The sequence below is a fragment of the Stomatobaculum sp. genome (assembly GCF_057248925.1).
Genome location: NZ_DBHIHF010000003.1, coordinates 122,409 through 138,629 on the forward strand (window position 1 = coordinate 122,409; position 16,221 = coordinate 138,629).

At 59.8% G+C, this 16,221-nt stretch carries 16 protein-coding genes; 2 read left to right on the forward strand and 14 right to left on the reverse strand.

Annotated features, from left to right (window positions below):
* Positions 1 to 8: 8 nt before the first annotated feature.
* The 14 genes from ACO4XG_RS01785 to ACO4XG_RS01850 form a co-directional block, all read right to left on the reverse strand.
* The gene (locus ACO4XG_RS01785) at positions 9 to 2,024 is read right to left on the reverse strand and encodes a DUF2142 domain-containing protein (RefSeq protein ID WP_308509219.1); all 2,016 of its coding nucleotides are present in this window, start codon (positions 2,022 to 2,024) and stop codon (positions 9 to 11) included.
* Positions 2,011 to 2,400, reverse strand: a complete 390-nt coding sequence (locus ACO4XG_RS01790) for a DUF2304 domain-containing protein (RefSeq protein WP_308509218.1) — start codon at positions 2,398 to 2,400, stop codon at positions 2,011 to 2,013. The genes ACO4XG_RS01785 and ACO4XG_RS01790 overlap by 14 nt, the downstream gene beginning before the upstream one ends.
* Complete coding sequence (locus tag ACO4XG_RS01795; protein ID WP_308509217.1) at positions 2,397 to 3,110, reverse strand: glycosyltransferase family 2 protein; 714 nt, start codon at positions 3,108 to 3,110, stop codon at positions 2,397 to 2,399. Before ACO4XG_RS01795 ends, ACO4XG_RS01790 begins: the two co-directional genes overlap by 4 nt.
* Positions 3,107 to 4,054, reverse strand: a complete 948-nt coding sequence (locus tag ACO4XG_RS01800; protein WP_308509216.1) for a glycosyltransferase family 2 protein — start codon at positions 4,052 to 4,054, stop codon at positions 3,107 to 3,109. The genes ACO4XG_RS01795 and ACO4XG_RS01800 overlap by 4 nt, the downstream gene beginning before the upstream one ends.
* Positions 4,054 to 5,343: a lipopolysaccharide biosynthesis protein gene (locus ACO4XG_RS01805; protein WP_308509215.1), complete on the reverse strand. Its 1,290-nt coding sequence runs from the start codon at positions 5,341 to 5,343 to the stop codon at positions 4,054 to 4,056. Before ACO4XG_RS01805 ends, ACO4XG_RS01800 begins: the two co-directional genes overlap by 1 nt.
* Positions 5,340 to 6,239: a glycosyltransferase gene (locus ACO4XG_RS01810; protein WP_308509214.1), complete on the reverse strand. Its 900-nt coding sequence runs from the start codon at positions 6,237 to 6,239 to the stop codon at positions 5,340 to 5,342. Before ACO4XG_RS01810 ends, ACO4XG_RS01805 begins: the two co-directional genes overlap by 4 nt.
* On the reverse strand, positions 6,236 to 7,234 hold the full coding sequence (locus ACO4XG_RS01815) for a glycosyltransferase family 8 protein (RefSeq protein ID WP_308509213.1): 999 nt from the start codon (positions 7,232 to 7,234) through the stop codon (positions 6,236 to 6,238). The genes ACO4XG_RS01810 and ACO4XG_RS01815 overlap by 4 nt, the downstream gene beginning before the upstream one ends.
* Positions 7,235 to 7,292: 58 nt before the next feature.
* Positions 7,293 to 8,966, reverse strand: coding sequence for a 2-isopropylmalate synthase (gene leuA / locus ACO4XG_RS01820; protein WP_308509212.1), 1,674 nt, complete (start codon positions 8,964 to 8,966; stop codon positions 7,293 to 7,295).
* 69 nt (positions 8,967 to 9,035) lie between these two features.
* Positions 9,036 to 10,391 (reverse strand): phosphoglucosamine mutase, encoded by a 1,356-nt coding sequence (gene glmM, locus ACO4XG_RS01825; RefSeq protein ID WP_308509211.1) that lies wholly within the window; start codon positions 10,389 to 10,391, stop codon positions 9,036 to 9,038.
* On the reverse strand, positions 10,391 to 11,311 hold the full coding sequence (gene rfbD, locus ACO4XG_RS01830; protein WP_308509210.1) for a dTDP-4-dehydrorhamnose reductase: 921 nt from the start codon (positions 11,309 to 11,311) through the stop codon (positions 10,391 to 10,393). The genes glmM and rfbD overlap by 1 nt, the downstream gene beginning before the upstream one ends.
* A complete protein-coding gene (rfbB, locus tag ACO4XG_RS01835; protein WP_009532985.1) occupies positions 11,311 to 12,333 on the reverse strand; it encodes a dTDP-glucose 4,6-dehydratase in 1,023 nt (340 codons plus the stop codon). The genes rfbD and rfbB overlap by 1 nt, the downstream gene beginning before the upstream one ends.
* A gap of 22 nt (positions 12,334 to 12,355) precedes the next feature.
* A complete protein-coding gene (gene rfbA / locus ACO4XG_RS01840; RefSeq protein ID WP_308509209.1) occupies positions 12,356 to 13,237 on the reverse strand; it encodes a glucose-1-phosphate thymidylyltransferase RfbA in 882 nt (293 codons plus the stop codon).
* Between the two features lie 58 nt (positions 13,238 to 13,295).
* A complete protein-coding gene (locus ACO4XG_RS01845; RefSeq protein ID WP_308509208.1) occupies positions 13,296 to 14,120 on the reverse strand; it encodes a class B sortase in 825 nt (274 codons plus the stop codon).
* A 74-nt stretch (positions 14,121 to 14,194) separates the two neighbouring features.
* The gene (locus ACO4XG_RS01850; protein WP_308509207.1) at positions 14,195 to 15,202 is read right to left on the reverse strand and encodes an ATP-grasp domain-containing protein; all 1,008 of its coding nucleotides are present in this window, start codon (positions 15,200 to 15,202) and stop codon (positions 14,195 to 14,197) included.
* 152 nt (positions 15,203 to 15,354) lie between these two features.
* Here ACO4XG_RS01850 and ACO4XG_RS01855 point away from each other — a divergent pair, with 152 nt between their 5' ends.
* Together ACO4XG_RS01855 and ACO4XG_RS01860 are read left to right on the forward strand one after the other, a co-directional pair.
* Positions 15,355 to 15,834, forward strand: coding sequence for an S-ribosylhomocysteine lyase (locus ACO4XG_RS01855; RefSeq protein ID WP_308509206.1), 480 nt, complete (start codon positions 15,355 to 15,357; stop codon positions 15,832 to 15,834).
* A gap of 189 nt (positions 15,835 to 16,023) precedes the next feature.
* On the forward strand, positions 16,024 to 16,221 hold a 198-nt coding region (locus tag ACO4XG_RS01860; RefSeq protein ID WP_308509205.1), incomplete at its 3' end, for a hypothetical protein.

Below are 16,221 nucleotides of genomic sequence, written 5' to 3' on the forward strand. Positions count from 1 at the left end.
CAATCTCCTCAGACTCTCAGCACGGCAAGCGCAAAAATGCGGATTCCCACGCAGAGATTTAATATTACAAAGCCGTAGGGCACGAGGCGCTTAAACGGCAGTCTGCTCTGCAACACCCGGCTCTGCAGGCTGAATAAAAAGACCGGCAGAAGGGGCAGGAAATATCTGCCCTGTACACCCTCAATCCAGACGGCGTCGCGGGAGGTCCAGGCGAGCAGCATGGCCCCGAGAATCCCGAAGAAGCTAAGCGTGCCGACCAGGAACGCAAAGAGCCGCGCAATGCGGCCGGGCACGCCGACTTCGATATAGTGCGGCAGCGCGTTCTCGTCCGCCTCTTCCGCAGCGCTCACGGCCTCGCTTGCCGCTACCTGCGCAGCCATAGTCGCCTCGGCCTCCCGGAGTGTCTCCGCGGCCTCCGCGACATGCTCGCCGAGCGGTGCGGTCAGCACTTCCCCGGCAGCGGCCTGCTGCGAGACTGCATCGAGTGCCGTCTCCATCTCCGCCTGCGCGCTGTCCTCGGCCTGTGCCGTCTCTGCCGCGACCGCGCCTGTCTCGACAGCGCTTGTCCCTGTCTCGAGCAGCGTTTCCGCGCCTGCCGCCGCTCTCTCACTCTCTTCTCGCTCGCGCGCCGCGCGTCTTGCGGCCCGCGTGCCGGGCACCAGAATGCGCACGGTTTCCCCGGCACTGTCGGCAACGGTCAGGCAGAAGAGCCCGAGCGCAAAGAACAGAGTCTGCAACCCGGATGCGCCGAGCAGCGGATCCAGATTGCCGAGTTTCGTCCCTATCATCTCGCCGCCCCAAGTCAGAATGCAGGCCGATAAACTATTCAACAGCATGCGGAGCGTAAACAGGGGGTGCGAGAAGAGTTCCGCGGCCGTAAAGCCCGCGTGGCGCATATCGGCGCTCACATTGCCCGTCTGCTCCGCAACCGCCGGGAAGAAATAGGCCTCCAGTACGTCCGCATTGACCGCGAGCACCGCCGCGATCAGCGAGAGCAGAAGAATCAGGAAGCAGAGCAGCTTTTTGCCGCCGCCGCCGAATACGCGCGCCGGCACGAGCCAGAGCAGAAGGATGAGCGGTGCATAAACCAGCTTGCAGGGTCCGAAGAGCGCCGCGAGCGCGCAGAGCGCAAACAGTTCCCGCGCGCGGATTTCCTCCGCGCCGTAAGCGAGCTTAAAAATAAGTGCCGTGAAGAGAAACACGGTTCCGATTAAACCCGCGTCATAGGAGAGCGAGGCCGCGAGACTCACGCTCATCGGCAAAAGCCCCGCCGCCGCAAACCAGCCCTTGCCGAGCGGCGTCGTTCTGACCGCGAGCGCGGTCAGCGCGACATAGCAGCAGAGGTTGAAAAATTTGCCGAGGAACAGAAGTCCCATGGTTCCGAGCCCGAGCGCGCGCGCCAGCGAAAAGCCGATGGCCTGCGGCAGGTAGAAGACCGGCGTCGTGTGCACATCCGGAATCGCCGAGGCGACCGGTTTTGTCGAAAAGGCATAGCGCTGATCCCAGTCCTTGACGGCGCGATAGGTCGTCTGCTTGACCGGATTGCCGAGCACTTCCGGCACGCTCTCCTCGTCATCCGGCACCAGCGGCGTCTTGACGCCGTTCATATCCTCGAGCGGATAGTCGACGGCGCGAACCGCCGTGAGTCCGGCCGGGCGAATCAGCGGATCCTCGAGCATCATGTTCGAAGAAATGCGATAGGCTGTGCTGTAGTGGCTCAGCTCATCGGGCGCCGAGAGCCCCGGCATCACCGCGAGGTACATAACCCCGAGTACCATCGCCGAAAAGGCATAGGCGCGGTACATGCGGTCTCCCTTCCGGCTCCAGAGCAGCGCGGCAAAGAGCGCCGTGATGACGGAAGCCGGAAACAGGAGCTCGTAGAGGACAAAGAGCAGATTGTCTTTGAACTGTGCCGCCGCGTTCAGCGCGGAAATTGCGCCGTAGAGGCCGCAGATGACGACCAGAAAAATGCCGCAAAGGAAAAACGGCAGCGTTCGCACAGTTTTCTCATTATTCTGATTCATGATTCCCCCCGTTCTGTCGGTTCAGACTCTCCTGCTGCTCTTCTTCCCGAAAGCGCTCCCGAAGCGCCATGGTCTGCGCGAGCGAACTCAACTTTTCCTCAAGCAGCGAGACCTTCAGGCTCAGCGCAAAGACTTTCATGAAGAGCAAGGCAATGACCAGCAAAAACAGAAGATTTGCCGGTGACTGCACGCCAAACAATTCCGTCAATTTGTAAAGAATGGGCGGAAAGGCCGCGAGCAGAATGAAGAGCAACGCGCAGAGCACCCAGAAAACGCTGTCTTCGATCTGCATTTTCGACTTGCGAATCCGCACCAGCACCACGGCGCCCGCGAGCAACGATACCGCCAGTAAAAACAGTCTCAGTCCGACACTCATGTCTCTTTCCCTCCGCCGCGCCGTTGTTCCGCCCGGAAGCTCTGAATCAGCAGAATCGAGAGCAGCATGCGCGTCATGTAGCGCACGGAAATCCAGGGCGTCAGGTAACTGGTCCCCGCCGTCCGGAGATCCATCTCCGCCTGAATTTCCCGGAAGCGGACACCGTTCTTCGCGAGAAACGAGAGCGTGTCCGGCTCCGGCGGATAGTTAATCTGCCGCGAGAAGAGCTCTATCATGCGGCGGTTGTACATCCGCATGCCCGAAGTCGGGTCCTCGATGCGCACCCCCGAGGCGAGGCGTATGGCCGCCGTAATCATGCGGCTCCCGAGCATACGGAGCGTGCGCGGCTTTTTCTCCGTCACAAAGCGGGAGGCAATCACAATCTCGGCACCCGCCTTGATTTCCTCGTACATCGCGGGGATGTACTCCGCCCGGTGCTGCCCGTCGCCGTCAAACTGAACCGCGGCGCGGTAGCCCTTTTCGTCGGCATAGCGCATCCCCGCGCGAAATGCCCCGGCGAGACCTAAATTGACCGGCAGATAGAGCGCGCGGTAGCCGTTCGCGCGAAGTATCTTTGCGGTGTCGTCGGAGGAACCGTCGTTCACCACCAGATAGTCCGCCGCCGGGAGCTTTTTCCGGCAGCCCTCCACGACGCGCTCTATGCTACCCGCCTCGTTGTAGGCCGGAATAATGACCAGGATTTCTTTCATGCACACTTCTCCCAGTAACTGCGATTCATGGTACAGCGCGCTCTGAGCCACTTCGGCAACAGGCGGTAGTGCTTGCCGAGCGCATAGCCGAAATACTTTGCCGCGCTCAGCGCAAAGAGACGCGGAATCTCTTTTCCCTCGCCCTGTCGCTTTAAAAAGCGCGCCGTACGCCGCACCATGCGTATGCCCTCCGCCTCGCTTTTCAGATTGGCAAAAATTTCGGGATGCTCCGCCTGTGAGACCGCGAGGTCAAAGTTCCGGTGAAACTGCTGCGCCGGGGTATAGCAGTGCGAGTGATAGACCCGCGCATCCGCGCAGTAGGCGAGCGTGCCGCCGCTCTGTAAGAGCCGCGCCGCGTAAATCATGTCCTCGTTAAAAATCGCGCGAGGCGGAAAGCCGCTGAGCGCGTCAAAGCGCGCGCGGACATAGGCCGCGCAGACATTCGAGGCAAAATAGGTCTTGATGCCGAGCTTCTCTTTGTCCGCCTCGGTCTTCAGGAAAGACTGGTCTCCGTAGTTATAGCGCCGCGTGAATTTCTCGAGAATGTCCGCGTCCGGACTCGCGACCTGACGGCCGTAGCTCATTTCCGCCTTGCCGTTCACGAGCGGAAACAGCAGGCGCTCGAGGAGCTTGTCGTCACAGGGGACGGCGTCCTGTGTCATCATCACAAAGTAAGGCGTCTCCGAAAATAAGACCCCCGCATTCCGTGTCCCGCCGTGATCAAACTCTGCCTTGGAGAGATGATGAATCTCACAGCGCTCCGAGATGCCAAGCGTCTCAAGCCGCCCCTCTGCCCCGGCAGCATCCCAGTAAACGCGCTCCGTATTCATGAGAATAATCCTGTGCGGCGGAATGCTCTGACAAGCAAGCTGTGCAAGCAGCCGAAAGAAGCGCTCGTCCGGGCGATAAACCGGAATGATCACATCAAGTTCTGTCTCTCCCATTAATAAGCTTCCCCCCTGAATTTTCTGTCCCGCAAAAGCGCCTGCGCGGTTGAAACCGCAAAGAGCAGCGTGAGCAAGAGCATCATGCCGCAGTACGAGAGCGCCGCGCCGCGCATACCGAAGCGCTGCACCCCCTGCTCCGCGCTGAGCCAGGCGAGTCCCGTCCCGAGCACATAGATGAGGAAAATCAGTCCCTGCCGCTCGAGAATCACCAGACAATAGTATAACAGATTTAAGAGCGCATAAAAGCCGCCGCCGAGAATCACAAGTAAAAGTTCCGTCCTGAGTCCCCTGAGCGCTTTTCCTGCCTCCGCGCCGACTAAGAGCGAGAGTACCGGGATGCCGAGCAGCCAGGCGAGCCCTGCGCCTAGCAAGGTCAGCACGAAAATCAGACCGCCGATTTTTGCGACTGTCGCCTGAAACGCCGCCTTGTCGCCCCGCTCCCGCTGCTCGGAGAGCAGCGTCAGCACCGGGCGTATCACAAAGTTCGCCATGAGGTTGATGACGGAGGTCGGAATGAAAATGGTCGTATAGTAGCTGTTGTCCGCCGCCGTGAGATAGCGGTTCACCGCATACTTACTTGCCGCAAAGATGTAGAGATCCAGAAACGCGCCGAGAAACAGCCAGCGACTCTTTTCGAAGAGATTCCGGATATACCCTCTGCGGCGCTCCGTTCTCACGTTCGGCAGGCAGGAAAGCGGCGCGACGCAACAGAGCAGAATCATGCCCGCCTGCCCGATGAGGGCGCCGAGGCAGGCGACAGACAGAGAGCGTGTTGCAAAGAGCAGCCCCAAGAAGACCGCGACACTGCCGAGCGTGCGGAACGCATTGCTCTTTCCGGCGAGATACAGTCTCCCCTGCCGCTGAAATTCCGAGTCGTAGCAGTCGGCAAAGCCGTCCAGAATTTTATAGCCCGCCGTCAGAAAGAGCACGGTCCGCGCCTCACCGGGCGCGCTGAGCAGGAACCCGTAGCCGAGTGTCGAAAGCACTGCCGCTGCGCAGCTTAGCAGCCGGAACGCCCGGTACTCGCCGAAGGTCGCCTGCTCTCCCGCATCCGTCACCTGCACCGGGCGCATGCCGAAGTAGGCGACAATGAAAATCTGCTGCCCAAAGGTCGAAAAGGCAAAGAAGAAGATGCCGCCGGCCGCCGCCCCGAGTGTCCGCGTGACCACTGCGCCGAGCAGCATGCTGGTCAGCGCATAGATAAAGGAACCGGCCATGTTCCAGAGCACATTGCGCTTTGCGATATTTCGGTCGCTCCCGATGAAAAAACTGCCGATTCCGTTCATTTCCCCCCGCCCGTCAAAAAGATTTCGAACCGTATCAGCGCAAAGTAGAGTTCCGTGAAGAGGAGCTTTGCTCTCCCGCAGCCGAGGTAGTGCCGGAAGTAGAAGCGCATTGCCCTCTCCCTGAGCCTCTGCCGGTCGAGTGCCCGCCGGTAACTCTTGCCTATGCTCGCCGCGTGACGGTGGAGATAGTGCTCCGTCGTGAGCAGCGCTGTCTCCGCACCGATCCGCCGCATCCGCTGTCCCAAAATATACTCTTCCTCGTAGAGAAACACGCGCTCGTCGTAGCCGCCCGCCGCGAGAAAGCGCTCTATCTCCACGAGAAGCAGCGAACCCGGCACACAGTCGACCGGCGCCAGTTTTGCGCGGTAGTGACGTTTCGGATAATGCAGGAGCGGCGTAAACAGACGCCGCGCGACCGGCCCCGCCTCGAGGAGGTCCGGGAGCCAGGACCGGAGCGGAAACGCCGCCGCACCGGAAAGCACATTCGCGCGGCTCCCCGGCAGTTCTGCCGCTTTTCCGTGGGAGGGATTCACCTGCACCGGCGCGAGCACGGCGATTGCCGGATTTGCCCGCATCGCCGCGACGAGCGCTGCGAGGCAGGACGCCGTGAATTCCGCGTCCGGATTCGCAATCAGCGCATATTGTATGCCCTTTTTCGCCGCATAGCGGATGCCGAGATTATTGCCCGCGCCGTAGCCGCCGTTTCTCTTTGCCGCGAGCACTGTGACCTTCCCGCCCGCAACCGCCCGAAGCGCCGAGAGGCTCCGGTCCGTCGAGGCATTGTCGACCACGATAATCCGGTCCAGCTCTGCATAGTCCCGGATGCGCCGTATCTGTGCGAGCGTGGTCTCGCTGTCGTTGTAATTGACCACTACGGCCGCTGTGCGCTCTCTCATACCTTTCCCGCCTCCCGCATCTTCCGCCTTCTCTCCTCCGCACTCTTTTTCACATAGCGCCGTCCGATGGCAAAGCGGAGCGAGGGGAAATGTCGCGTCAGGAGATTCATGCCGTGGTAGCAGAGAAGATACGCCTGCTTGCCGCCCTCCGGCGCCGCATCCTTCCAGGGTGTCCGCGCGAGATACCAGAGATAGGCCCTCCCGTAGGGGTTATAGGCGCCCTGCCTCCAGGGTCTCTCATCTCCCGCGTAGTGAAGAATCGCCGGGTGCCGCTTTGCCGCCTCGAAACGCCGCTCTCCGATTTTCCGGTAGGCCGGCGAAAAGACCTCGAGCGACGCATAGGAAAAGTAATAATAATTGGTGATGAAATTATAGGCGGGGTGCAAGGTTGCAATGCGCCCCCGAAGGAGCCCGTTGATTGCGTCCTGGTCCTGAAAGAGGCAGTAGGGCGCGATGGTCCCGTAATAGTCGAGCAGCTGTCTGCCGATGTCCTCCGCTCTCCAGCGCGCGAGGTCCACAAGCATGACGCCCGCATTGAAATAGGGCGCTTCCGGCCGTATCCCGAGATACGCCTTGACCTCGTGGTAGATGGTCGGCTCCTCCGCCATCGCGAGCAGCGCGCCGTGAAGATTCGCTGTATACATGCGGTGCAGGCTCCGCTGCACCACGGTGTCGCAGTCCAGATAGAGGACGCGCTTCACTTCGGAAGGCAACAGTTCCCCGAGGAAAAAGCGCCCCAGCGTGCTCAGATTGAATCTCCCGGTGTCAGGCCGCTCCGGAAAACGCTCTTCCAGATCCTCACAGGGCAGAAGAATCAGTTCCCGCCCGAAATCGGCTGCGAGTGCCTGTAACTTCTTCGCTGTCTCCGGCCGTATGCCGGTGTCCAGCAGATAGACCGTGAGTTTCTCTTCGTCCGGATTGCAGTCGCAGAGCGAGGCGAACGAGACCGCAAAGTGCTGCGCATACGCCTCGTTCGTGACATAGACCACGTTCATCCGCATCCCCTCCTATGGAAACAGCCCGGAACGCGCCGGGCTGTATGAAATCAGCTTTTTAGTAGAACAGACGGTTTACCGCCGAGAAAATACCGCGGAGCGAAGCTCTCGTGATGTTGCTCGAGATACCGACACCGTAGGTCGTGCGTCCGCTCTTCTCATCCAGCATGTGGATGTAGGAGGCCGCCTGCGCGTTGGAACCCTGGCGCAGCGCGTGCTCGGAGTAGTCGAGAATGCGAATCTGCAGGCCCAGTGCCTCCGCGAGGCCGTGGCGCACCGCATCAATCGGGCCGTTGCCGACGCCCTCAAACTGCCGCTCCTCGCCGTTTAAGGTGTAGGTGCAGACAGCGCGGGTCGAGAACTCGCCCTCCTCGAGACCGTTGTCCGAAATCACGCACTTCTTGAAGTGCAGCGGCTCCTTGCGGTCGAGGTATGAGCGCTGGAACTCGGCGTAAATTTCCTCCGGCGCAATTTCACCCTGCTTCTCGGAGAGCGCCTGGATGATATCCGCGAACTCCTTGTGCATGCCCTTCGGCAGCCGGAACCCGTAGAAGGTATCCATGATGAAGGCAACGCCGCCCTTGCCGGACTGGGAGTTGATGCGGACCACCGGCTGATAGACTCTGCCGATATCGCTCGGGTCGATCGGGAGATAGGGCACCTGCCAGTAGGGGTTGTTCCGCTCCCGCATCGCCTGCATACCCTTGCTGATGGCATCCTGGTGAGAGCCGGAGAAGGCCGTGAACACGAGCTCGCCCGCGTACGGGTGGCGCGGCGGTATGCTCATCTTCGTGCAGCGCTCATAGACCTCCGCAATCTCCTTCTCGTTCGAGATATTGAGATGCGGCTCTATGCCCTGCGAATACATGTTGTAAGCCACGGTCAGAATGTCCACGTTGCCGGTGCGCTCGCCGTTTCCGAAGAGCGTGCCCTCGACACGGTCCGCGCCCGCGAGCAGCGCGAGCTCGGTCGCCGCGACACCGGTGCCGCGGTCGTTGTGCGGGTGAATGCTGACCACAATCGAATCGCGATTCTTAAAACGGCGCACCATCCACTCAACCTGATCGGCGTACACATTCGGCGTGTTCATCTCGACCGTCAGCGGGAGGTTGATGATGACCTTCTTTTCCGGCGTCGCCATGCCCCACTCATCGAGAACCGCCTCACAGACCTCGAGCGCAAAGTCGAGCTCGGTCCCCATGAAGCTCTCCGGAGAGTACTCGAGGATGATGTCGTCGCGCCCGAACTCTTTCATGCAGGCCTTGACCGTCTTGACGCCGTCCACGGCAATCTGCTTGATCTCCTCGCGGCTCGCGTGGAAAACCACGTCTCGCTGCAGCGTATTGGTCGAATTGTAGATGTGCACGATCGGATTCGGAATGCCCTCGATTGCCTCAAAGGTTCTGCGGATCAGATGCTCGCGGCACTGCGTGAGTACCTGGACATGCACATCCGCCGGAATCATCTTCCGCAGCGCAAGCAGACGGAGAAAGTCAAACTCAATCTGAGAGGCCGCCGGAAAGCCGATCTCGATTTCCTTGAAGCCCAGCTTTAGTAGGAGATTGAACATCTCAGTCTTCTCCTCGACGACCATGGGCTCCACGAGCGCCTGGTTGCCGTCCCGTAAATCGACCGAACACCAGATGGGTGCCTTCTCGATTTCACGGTTCGGCCACTCGCGCTCAGGGAAATGAACGACCGGGTTCCGTTGATATCTCTCGATATGATACATAACTCTCTCCTTCCGAAATTCTGTAAAACAAACTACTTTGACTCTAATTCCTGTATCGCGGTCTCAGGCCTAGAGCGTGAGTCCCTCGGCCGCTATCACGCCGACAAGGCGTTCAACCGTCTCGTCGCAGAGCGCCTCGCTCGACGCCTCGACCATCACGCGAATCACCGGCTCCGTGCCGCTCGCGCGGAGCAGCACTCTGCCGTCGCCAGCAAGCGCCTCTTCTTCCTGCCTGACCGCCGCAAGAACGGCCGCATTGGTCTCGGCCGCCGCCTTGTCTCTGACCGCGACATTCTGAAGTCGCTGCGGATAAATCGTGACCTCGCCCGCAAGTCTCGAGAGCGGCGCCTTGGTCTCCATCAGTACTTCCATGAGTTTCAGTGCCGTCACCATGCCGTCGCCCGTCGTCGCGTACTTCGCGAAGATGATATGGCCGGACTGCTCGCCGCCGAGGCGGTCGCCGCTCCGCTGCATCTCCTCGTAGACATATTTGTCGCCGACCTTGGTCTTCTCGTAGGCAATACCCTCGCGCTCGAGCGCTTTGTAAAGCCCGAGATTCGACATAATTGTCGTCACGATGCGGTTGTTTGCGAGTTCGCCGCGCTGCTTCATGTACTTACCGCAGATGTAGAGAATGCGGTCGCCGTCCACGAGCTCGCCGTTCTCATCGACCGCGAGGCAGCGGTCCGCATCGCCGTCAAAGGCGAAGCCGATGTCGCAGTGCTCCCGCTTGACGGTCTCAATCAGATTCTCGATGTGCGTCGAGCCGCAACCGAGGTTAATGTTTGTGCCGTTCGGCTCCGCGTGAATCACAACCGTTGTCGCGCCGAGCGCGTCGAACACATTCTTCGCAATGCTCGAAGCCGAGCCGTTCGCGCAGTCGAGCGCCACTTTCATGTTCTTAAACGAGCGCGTCGCGAGCGAAATCAGATGGCCGATGTAGCGGTGGCGTCCCGCCGAGAAGTCTGTCGTGCGGCCTATGTTCTCGCGGCGCGCGAGCGGCAGTTCCGCCGGGGTTCCGTCAATCCAGGCTTCGATTGCTTCAATGACGGACTCTTCCATCTTCTCGCCGTTGCCGTTTAAGAGCTTGATGCCGTTGTCGTAAAACGGATTGTGGCTCGCGCTGATCATGATGCCGGCGTCAAAGCCCTCGGTCCGCACCACATAGGCGACACTCGGGGTCGGCGTCACATGCAGGAGGTACACATCCGCACCCGAGGCCGTGAGCCCCGCCGAGAGTGCATCCTCGAGCATGTAACTCGAGCGGCGCGTGTCCTTGCCGATCGCAATCTGGCAACGCGCGCCGTCCGTATGCTTCTGTCCGTAGTACCAGCCGAGATAGCGACCCACCTGATAGGCGTGCATCGGCGTGAGTTCGACATTTGCCTCGCCGCGAAATCCGTCCGTTCCGAAATACTTGCCCATTACGCTTCCTCCCGAAGCAGTTTCACATAGCGGCGCAAAGCGTCCCGCCAGTCGGGCAGCGGTGTAAAGCCCTGCTCTGTCAACTTCTTCTTCTCGAGACGGCTGTTAAACGGGCGAACTGCCTTCGACTGCCCGTATTCCGCCGTCGTGACCGGGGTGACCTTGGTGTCCATCCCCGCCTCTTTGAAAATCGCCTTTGCGAACTCATACCAGGAGATATAGCCGCCCTCATTGGTCGCGTGATAGGTGCCGTACTTCTCGGTCTCGACCATATCTGCGAGCAGAACCGCCAAATCCAGCGTATAGGTCGGCGTGCCGATCTGGTCGTCGACCACGCGGAGCTCCGGGTGGGTCGCGCCGACGCGGAGCATGGTCTTGATAAAGTTATTGCCGTTCACACCGAAGACCCAGGCGATGCGAACAATGAAATACTTGCTGAGCTGCTGCCGCACCGCTTCCTCGCCGTAGAGCTTGGTCATGCCGTAGACATTCTGCGGGTCGAACTCGCGGCAATCCGGCTCCCAGGGCGCGGTTCCCTGTCCGGAGAAAACATAGTCGGTGCTGATGTACATCATCTTCGCGTCGATCTCGCGGCAGGCCGCCGCAAGGTATTCGGTGCCGAGTCCGTTGATTTTCTGAACCAGCTCGCGCTTGTCGGCATCTTCCGCGGCATCCACAGCTGTCCAGGCCGCGCAGTGAATCAGCACGTCCGGCTTCACTTCGCGCATCACACGCTCTACCGCCGCGCGGTCCGTGATGTCGAGCGGTACATAGCGGCAAGTCGTGACCGCCGTGCCGTCCTGTACGCCGCTGTATGTTGCCGCAAGATCGGAGCCGATCACCTCTTCGCCGCGACGCAGCAGTTCATTCACGACATCGTGGCCCAGCTGACCCGCGACGCCGGTCACCAGGGCGCGCATCAGAGACGCTCCCCGTACATCTTCTCAAAATACTTCTGATACTCGCCGCTCACAATGTGCTCCCACCAGTCGCGGTGATTCAGGTACCAGTCGATTGTGACCGGGATGCCGGTGTCGAAGGTGTACTCCGGCTTCCAGCCGAGCTCGGTCTCAATCTTGGTCGGGTCCATCGCATAGCGGAGGTCGTGACCCGGGCGGTCTTTCACAAAGTGAATCAGACTCTCCGGCTTATTCAGCGCGCGGAGTATGGTCTGCACGACCTCGAGATTGCTTCTCTCGTTGTGGCCGCCGATGTTATAGACCTCGCCGACTCTGCCCTTGCGTACCACGAGGTCGATTGCCGAGCAGTGATCCGTCACATAGAGCCAGTCGCGCACATTCTTGCCCTCGCCGTAGACCGGAACCTCCTCGTTGTTCAGCGCACGGCTGATGACGAGCGGAATCAGCTTCTCCGGGAAGTGGTAGGGGCCGTAGTTATTCGAGCAGCGGCTGATGGTCACCGGCAGCCCGTAGGTTCTGTGGTAGGCCTGCACAAAGAGATCGGCCGCCGCCTTCGCGCTCGAATAGGGCGACGAAGTGTGGAGTGGCGTCTCCTCGGTGAAGAAGAGGTCCGGGCGGTCCAGGGGCAGGTCGCCGTAGACTTCATCGGTCGAAACCTGATGATACCGCTTTATGCCGTAGGTGCGGCAGGCATCGAGCAAGGTCGTCGTGCCGACCACGTTCGTGCGCACAAAGACCTCCGGATCCGTGATGCTGCGGTCCACATGGGACTCCGCCGCAAAGTTAATCACAATGTCCGGCTTCTCCTTCTCGAAGAAATCAAAGACAAACGCTCTGTCCGCGATATCGCCGCGCACAAAACGGTAGTTCTTCTTATCCGCGACCGGCGCAACGCTCTCCAGATTGCCCGCATAGGTGAGGAGATCCAGGTTGATGATCTCATCCTCCGGATAGCGATTCACCTCGTACTGCACGAAGTTGCTGCCGATAAAACCTGCGCCGCCTGTCACTACTATTTTCATCTCTCTGTCCTCTCTCGCCTGTTTACTGTACCAGATATTTGCCGTCCAGAACGTCTCGCAAGTACTTGCCGTACTCGTTCTTCCGCATGGACTCTGCCGCCGCCGCGAGCTGCTCGCCGGAAATCCAGCCGTTTAAGTAGGCGATTTCCTCGAGGCAGGCGATCTTTCTGTGCTGGTGGGTCTCAATCGTATAGACAAAGTTGGTCGCCTCGACGAGCGACTCGTGCGTGCCTGTGTCAAGCCAAGTGAAGCCCTGTCCGAGCAAATTCACCTCGAGCTCGCCCTTTTCCAGGTAGAGGCGGTTCAAGTCGGTGATTTCGAGTTCACCGCGCGCACTCGGCTTTAAGCTCTTCGCAAACTCGACCACGCGGCGATCATAGAAGTAAAGTCCCGTCACACAGTAGTTCGACTTCGGCTTCTCCGGCTTCTCCTCGATGGAGACCGCGCGCCCTACCTTGTCGAACTCCACAATGCCGAAGCGCTCCGGGTCGTCCACATAGTAGCCGAACACGGTTGCGCCCTGCTCTCGCCCCGCGGCGCGGAGCAGCTGCTCCTTTAAGCCGTTACCCGCGAAAATATTGTCGCCGAGTATCATCGCGACGCGGTCGTCGCCGATAAAGTCTTCGCCGAGCAGAAACGCCTGCGCGAGACCGTCCGGGCTCGGCTGCACCGTATAGGAGAGCGAGAGTCCGAACTGGCTGCCGTCGCCGAGGAGTTCCTCAAAGCGCGGTGTATCCTCCGGTGTCGAAATAATCAGAATGTCCCGGATGCCCGCCGTCATCAAGACGGAGAGCGGATAGTAAATCATCGGTTTGTCGTAAACCGGAAGCAACTGCTTACTGGTAACCTTGGTCAGCGGATAAAGCCGCGTGCCGGAACCTCCGGCGAGTACAATTCCCTTCATGTTGCCTCTCCCCCTGCTGGTAGTTTTGGGTGATGCCCGGTTCTTATGTTGCCTGCTGTTACGGTTGCTTTTCGATGGCAGCCGGTTTGACCGGATTGCCCGCCGCATCCACCTCGTAGCAATAGAGGATGGTGCGCGCGTCGTTAAACTCATAGGAGCAGGTGACAAACGAGAACAGTTTGTCTATGCCCTCCGCCGGCAAATCGCGGAACTCGCAGCCCTTCGTCATCTGATCCACATAGGCGTTGAACTCCCGGCGGTCCGAAAACTCGATGCGGCGCTTATCCTCGCCCGCGTCCGTGTAGAGCGCGGCGAGCGGCTTTAAAATATAGGTGTGCTCCGGCGTGTAGAGATACACTCTCTGATGCGCCTCAAAGAAACTCTTTTTCTTGAAATTGACGAGCGGTGTGAACATGGTGCCGTTTTTCATGTGATGACCGTACATCAGATTCTGGAGCTTCGAAAAATCCGGGGTATCGTCGCCGTCCAGGAAAACGCCGTCATACGAGCCCTCTCGGCCGTCGATATCGCGGCGCAGATAATATTCGTTGTCCGCCTCGCGGTACAGAATCGGGTAGTTGACATCGGTACCCGGCACATAGAGCCATGCGACCACATCCGGATTCTTGGCCTTGAGCGCCGCAAAGTCAATGACGCGCGCCGCATCCGCATCCTGCTCCGGCAGAGCCGCCGCCGTGCTTTCTTCTCCTGCCGCCGCCGTTGTCTCCGCTGCCTTGGTCTCGGCCGCAACCGCCGTCGGCATCTCCGCATATCGCTTGATATGCGCGCTCCGGTCGTGGAGCCGCTTCCCGTTTGCGATGCCAAGCAACAAAATCAGGACTATCAGCGCGACATGCCTGTTTCGTTTCTTCTTCTCGTCCATATTCCTCCCGTGGCGTCTTGTTTTCTCTTCGCCAAAAAAGCGCAGCAGAAGCATAACTGCGCTTTTTTACTATATCACTCTTTTGTTACCACTTCTATATATTTCTTGACCTGCCAGCCGGGCGTAATCTGCTCCGTTGCGTCCTCCGGAATGCTCTCACCGCGCCAAGCCGACAGATGCAGCCGCACGGCGGGAAGACCGGCCCGCTCCGAAAAACCGATGCCGCCCGAAAAGCGCGGGTTGCACTCGAGGAAATGGTACTTGCCGCCCGCATCCTTAATAAACTCAAAGTTCACACAGCCGATGACGCCGAGTTCCGCCGCGAGTGCCCCGCAAATCGCCTCGAGCTCGCTGTCCCGGAACACCTGCACCGAGAGACCGGCCCCGCGCGGCGTCCGGATATACTCCTCCCGCGCGAGCGCGAGCGTATGCCCTACGCTGTCCCGGATCGTATCCACACAGACCACGCGGCCCGAAATAAAAGGCTGCGCGAGATAGCCTTCCGCCCGGCCGAGCATGCGAAGTTCGAGGAGCGCGCGCGTCAGCGCCTCGCGGTTGCCGATGCGGAACACGCCCTCCGAGCTTCTGCCGTTGTCCGGCTTTAAGATAAGCGGCATGTGGCGGAGCAGCCACTGTTCTCTCTCCTCCTCCGTGCGGTGCGGCATGCGGAAGGTCGGAATCGTCACAAAGCGCTCGTTTCCCGCACGGCGAAACACCGCCTCCGCTGCCTCCTTGCTCTGCTTCTTGTGGCGCGCGCGCTGCAACAGTTCTCCGGACGGCGCGAGCAAAAGGGCGCCTCCGAGCTGCTCCGTGTCCGCGCCGAGCACATCGAGCTCTGCATCGGTCAGCGGCAAAATGCCGTCGATCTGTTCCCGCCGAATCACTGCTCCGAGTTTCTGCAGATATTCCTCCCGCGCGTCACAGCGCGGCAGCTGATAAAACGCCTGCACTTCCGTGCTCTCCGAGAGCAGTTCCGCCGGATTGACATCCGTTCCGACGACATAGCAGCCCTCTTTCTTTAACTCCCGGATCACGGCGGGTGCCGCAAAGGAGCCGATTGCCGTCACCAATATACGTCTCACTTCTCTTGTCTCCATCGATATTCCCATCCTTCCGCGCACTGCGCTTGCATTCCGAATTTTACTGTGTTAGGCTAAAACTTTACCATAACTATCAAGAATGTCAATCAGGGAGCGGACCGCGCTGACACGGCGCCCGCAAGAGGAGGCTACACATGGAAAAAATCACGAGCTTTACTGTCAATCACCTGAACTTGGAACCCGGCGTCTATGTATCCCGGAAAGATGCGGTCAGCCACGAGACGGTCACGACCTTCGATCTCCGCATGACTGCGCCGAATAAGGAGCCCGTCATGAACACCGCGGAAGTCCACACGCTCGAACACCTCGGCGCGACCTTCCTTCGGAACCATGCGGACTTCGGCGCGCGCGTCCTCTACTTCGGCCCCATGGGCTGCCGCACCGGCTTTTATCTCCTGCTCCGCGGCGACTATGAGCCTGCCGACATTCTGCCTCTGCTCCGCGAGCTCTTCCGCTTTGTCGCGGACTTCACGGGCGAGGTACCGGGGGCTGCCGCGCGCGACTGCGGCAACTATCTCGACATGAACCTGCCGATGGCAAAATGGGAGGCCCGCCGCTACCTGGAGCGCGCCCTGAACGCGCCGCGGCCGTCGCAGCTTCGCTATCCGGACTGAGAAAAGCCCAAACTGTAAGAAAACCGTCAGAATTAAACACCGTCTTTTCACTGCGGCGGTTGACGCAATATGTTAAGATACTATGAGTTCTATGTTGCGCTCTGCGCATCGCGGGCTGTTTCGCACGCTATGTCAGCTCCGCTTCTCAACTGTATTGATTGACTCTGATTTCAGGAGGTATCCCAAGGTATGAAACTTAATCTGAAACGAGGCGCGGCCCTGGTGCTCTCTGCCTCAATGACCTTACAGGCGCCTGTCCCTGCCTTTGCAAAGGTGGCCGGACACAGCGCAAACCCTGCCGCTTACAGCACTTCCGCAAGCAGCGAGGCGCAGCTCACCGCGCCGGAGGGCACGGACAGCCAGAGCAGCACGGCAGCCGCGACATCC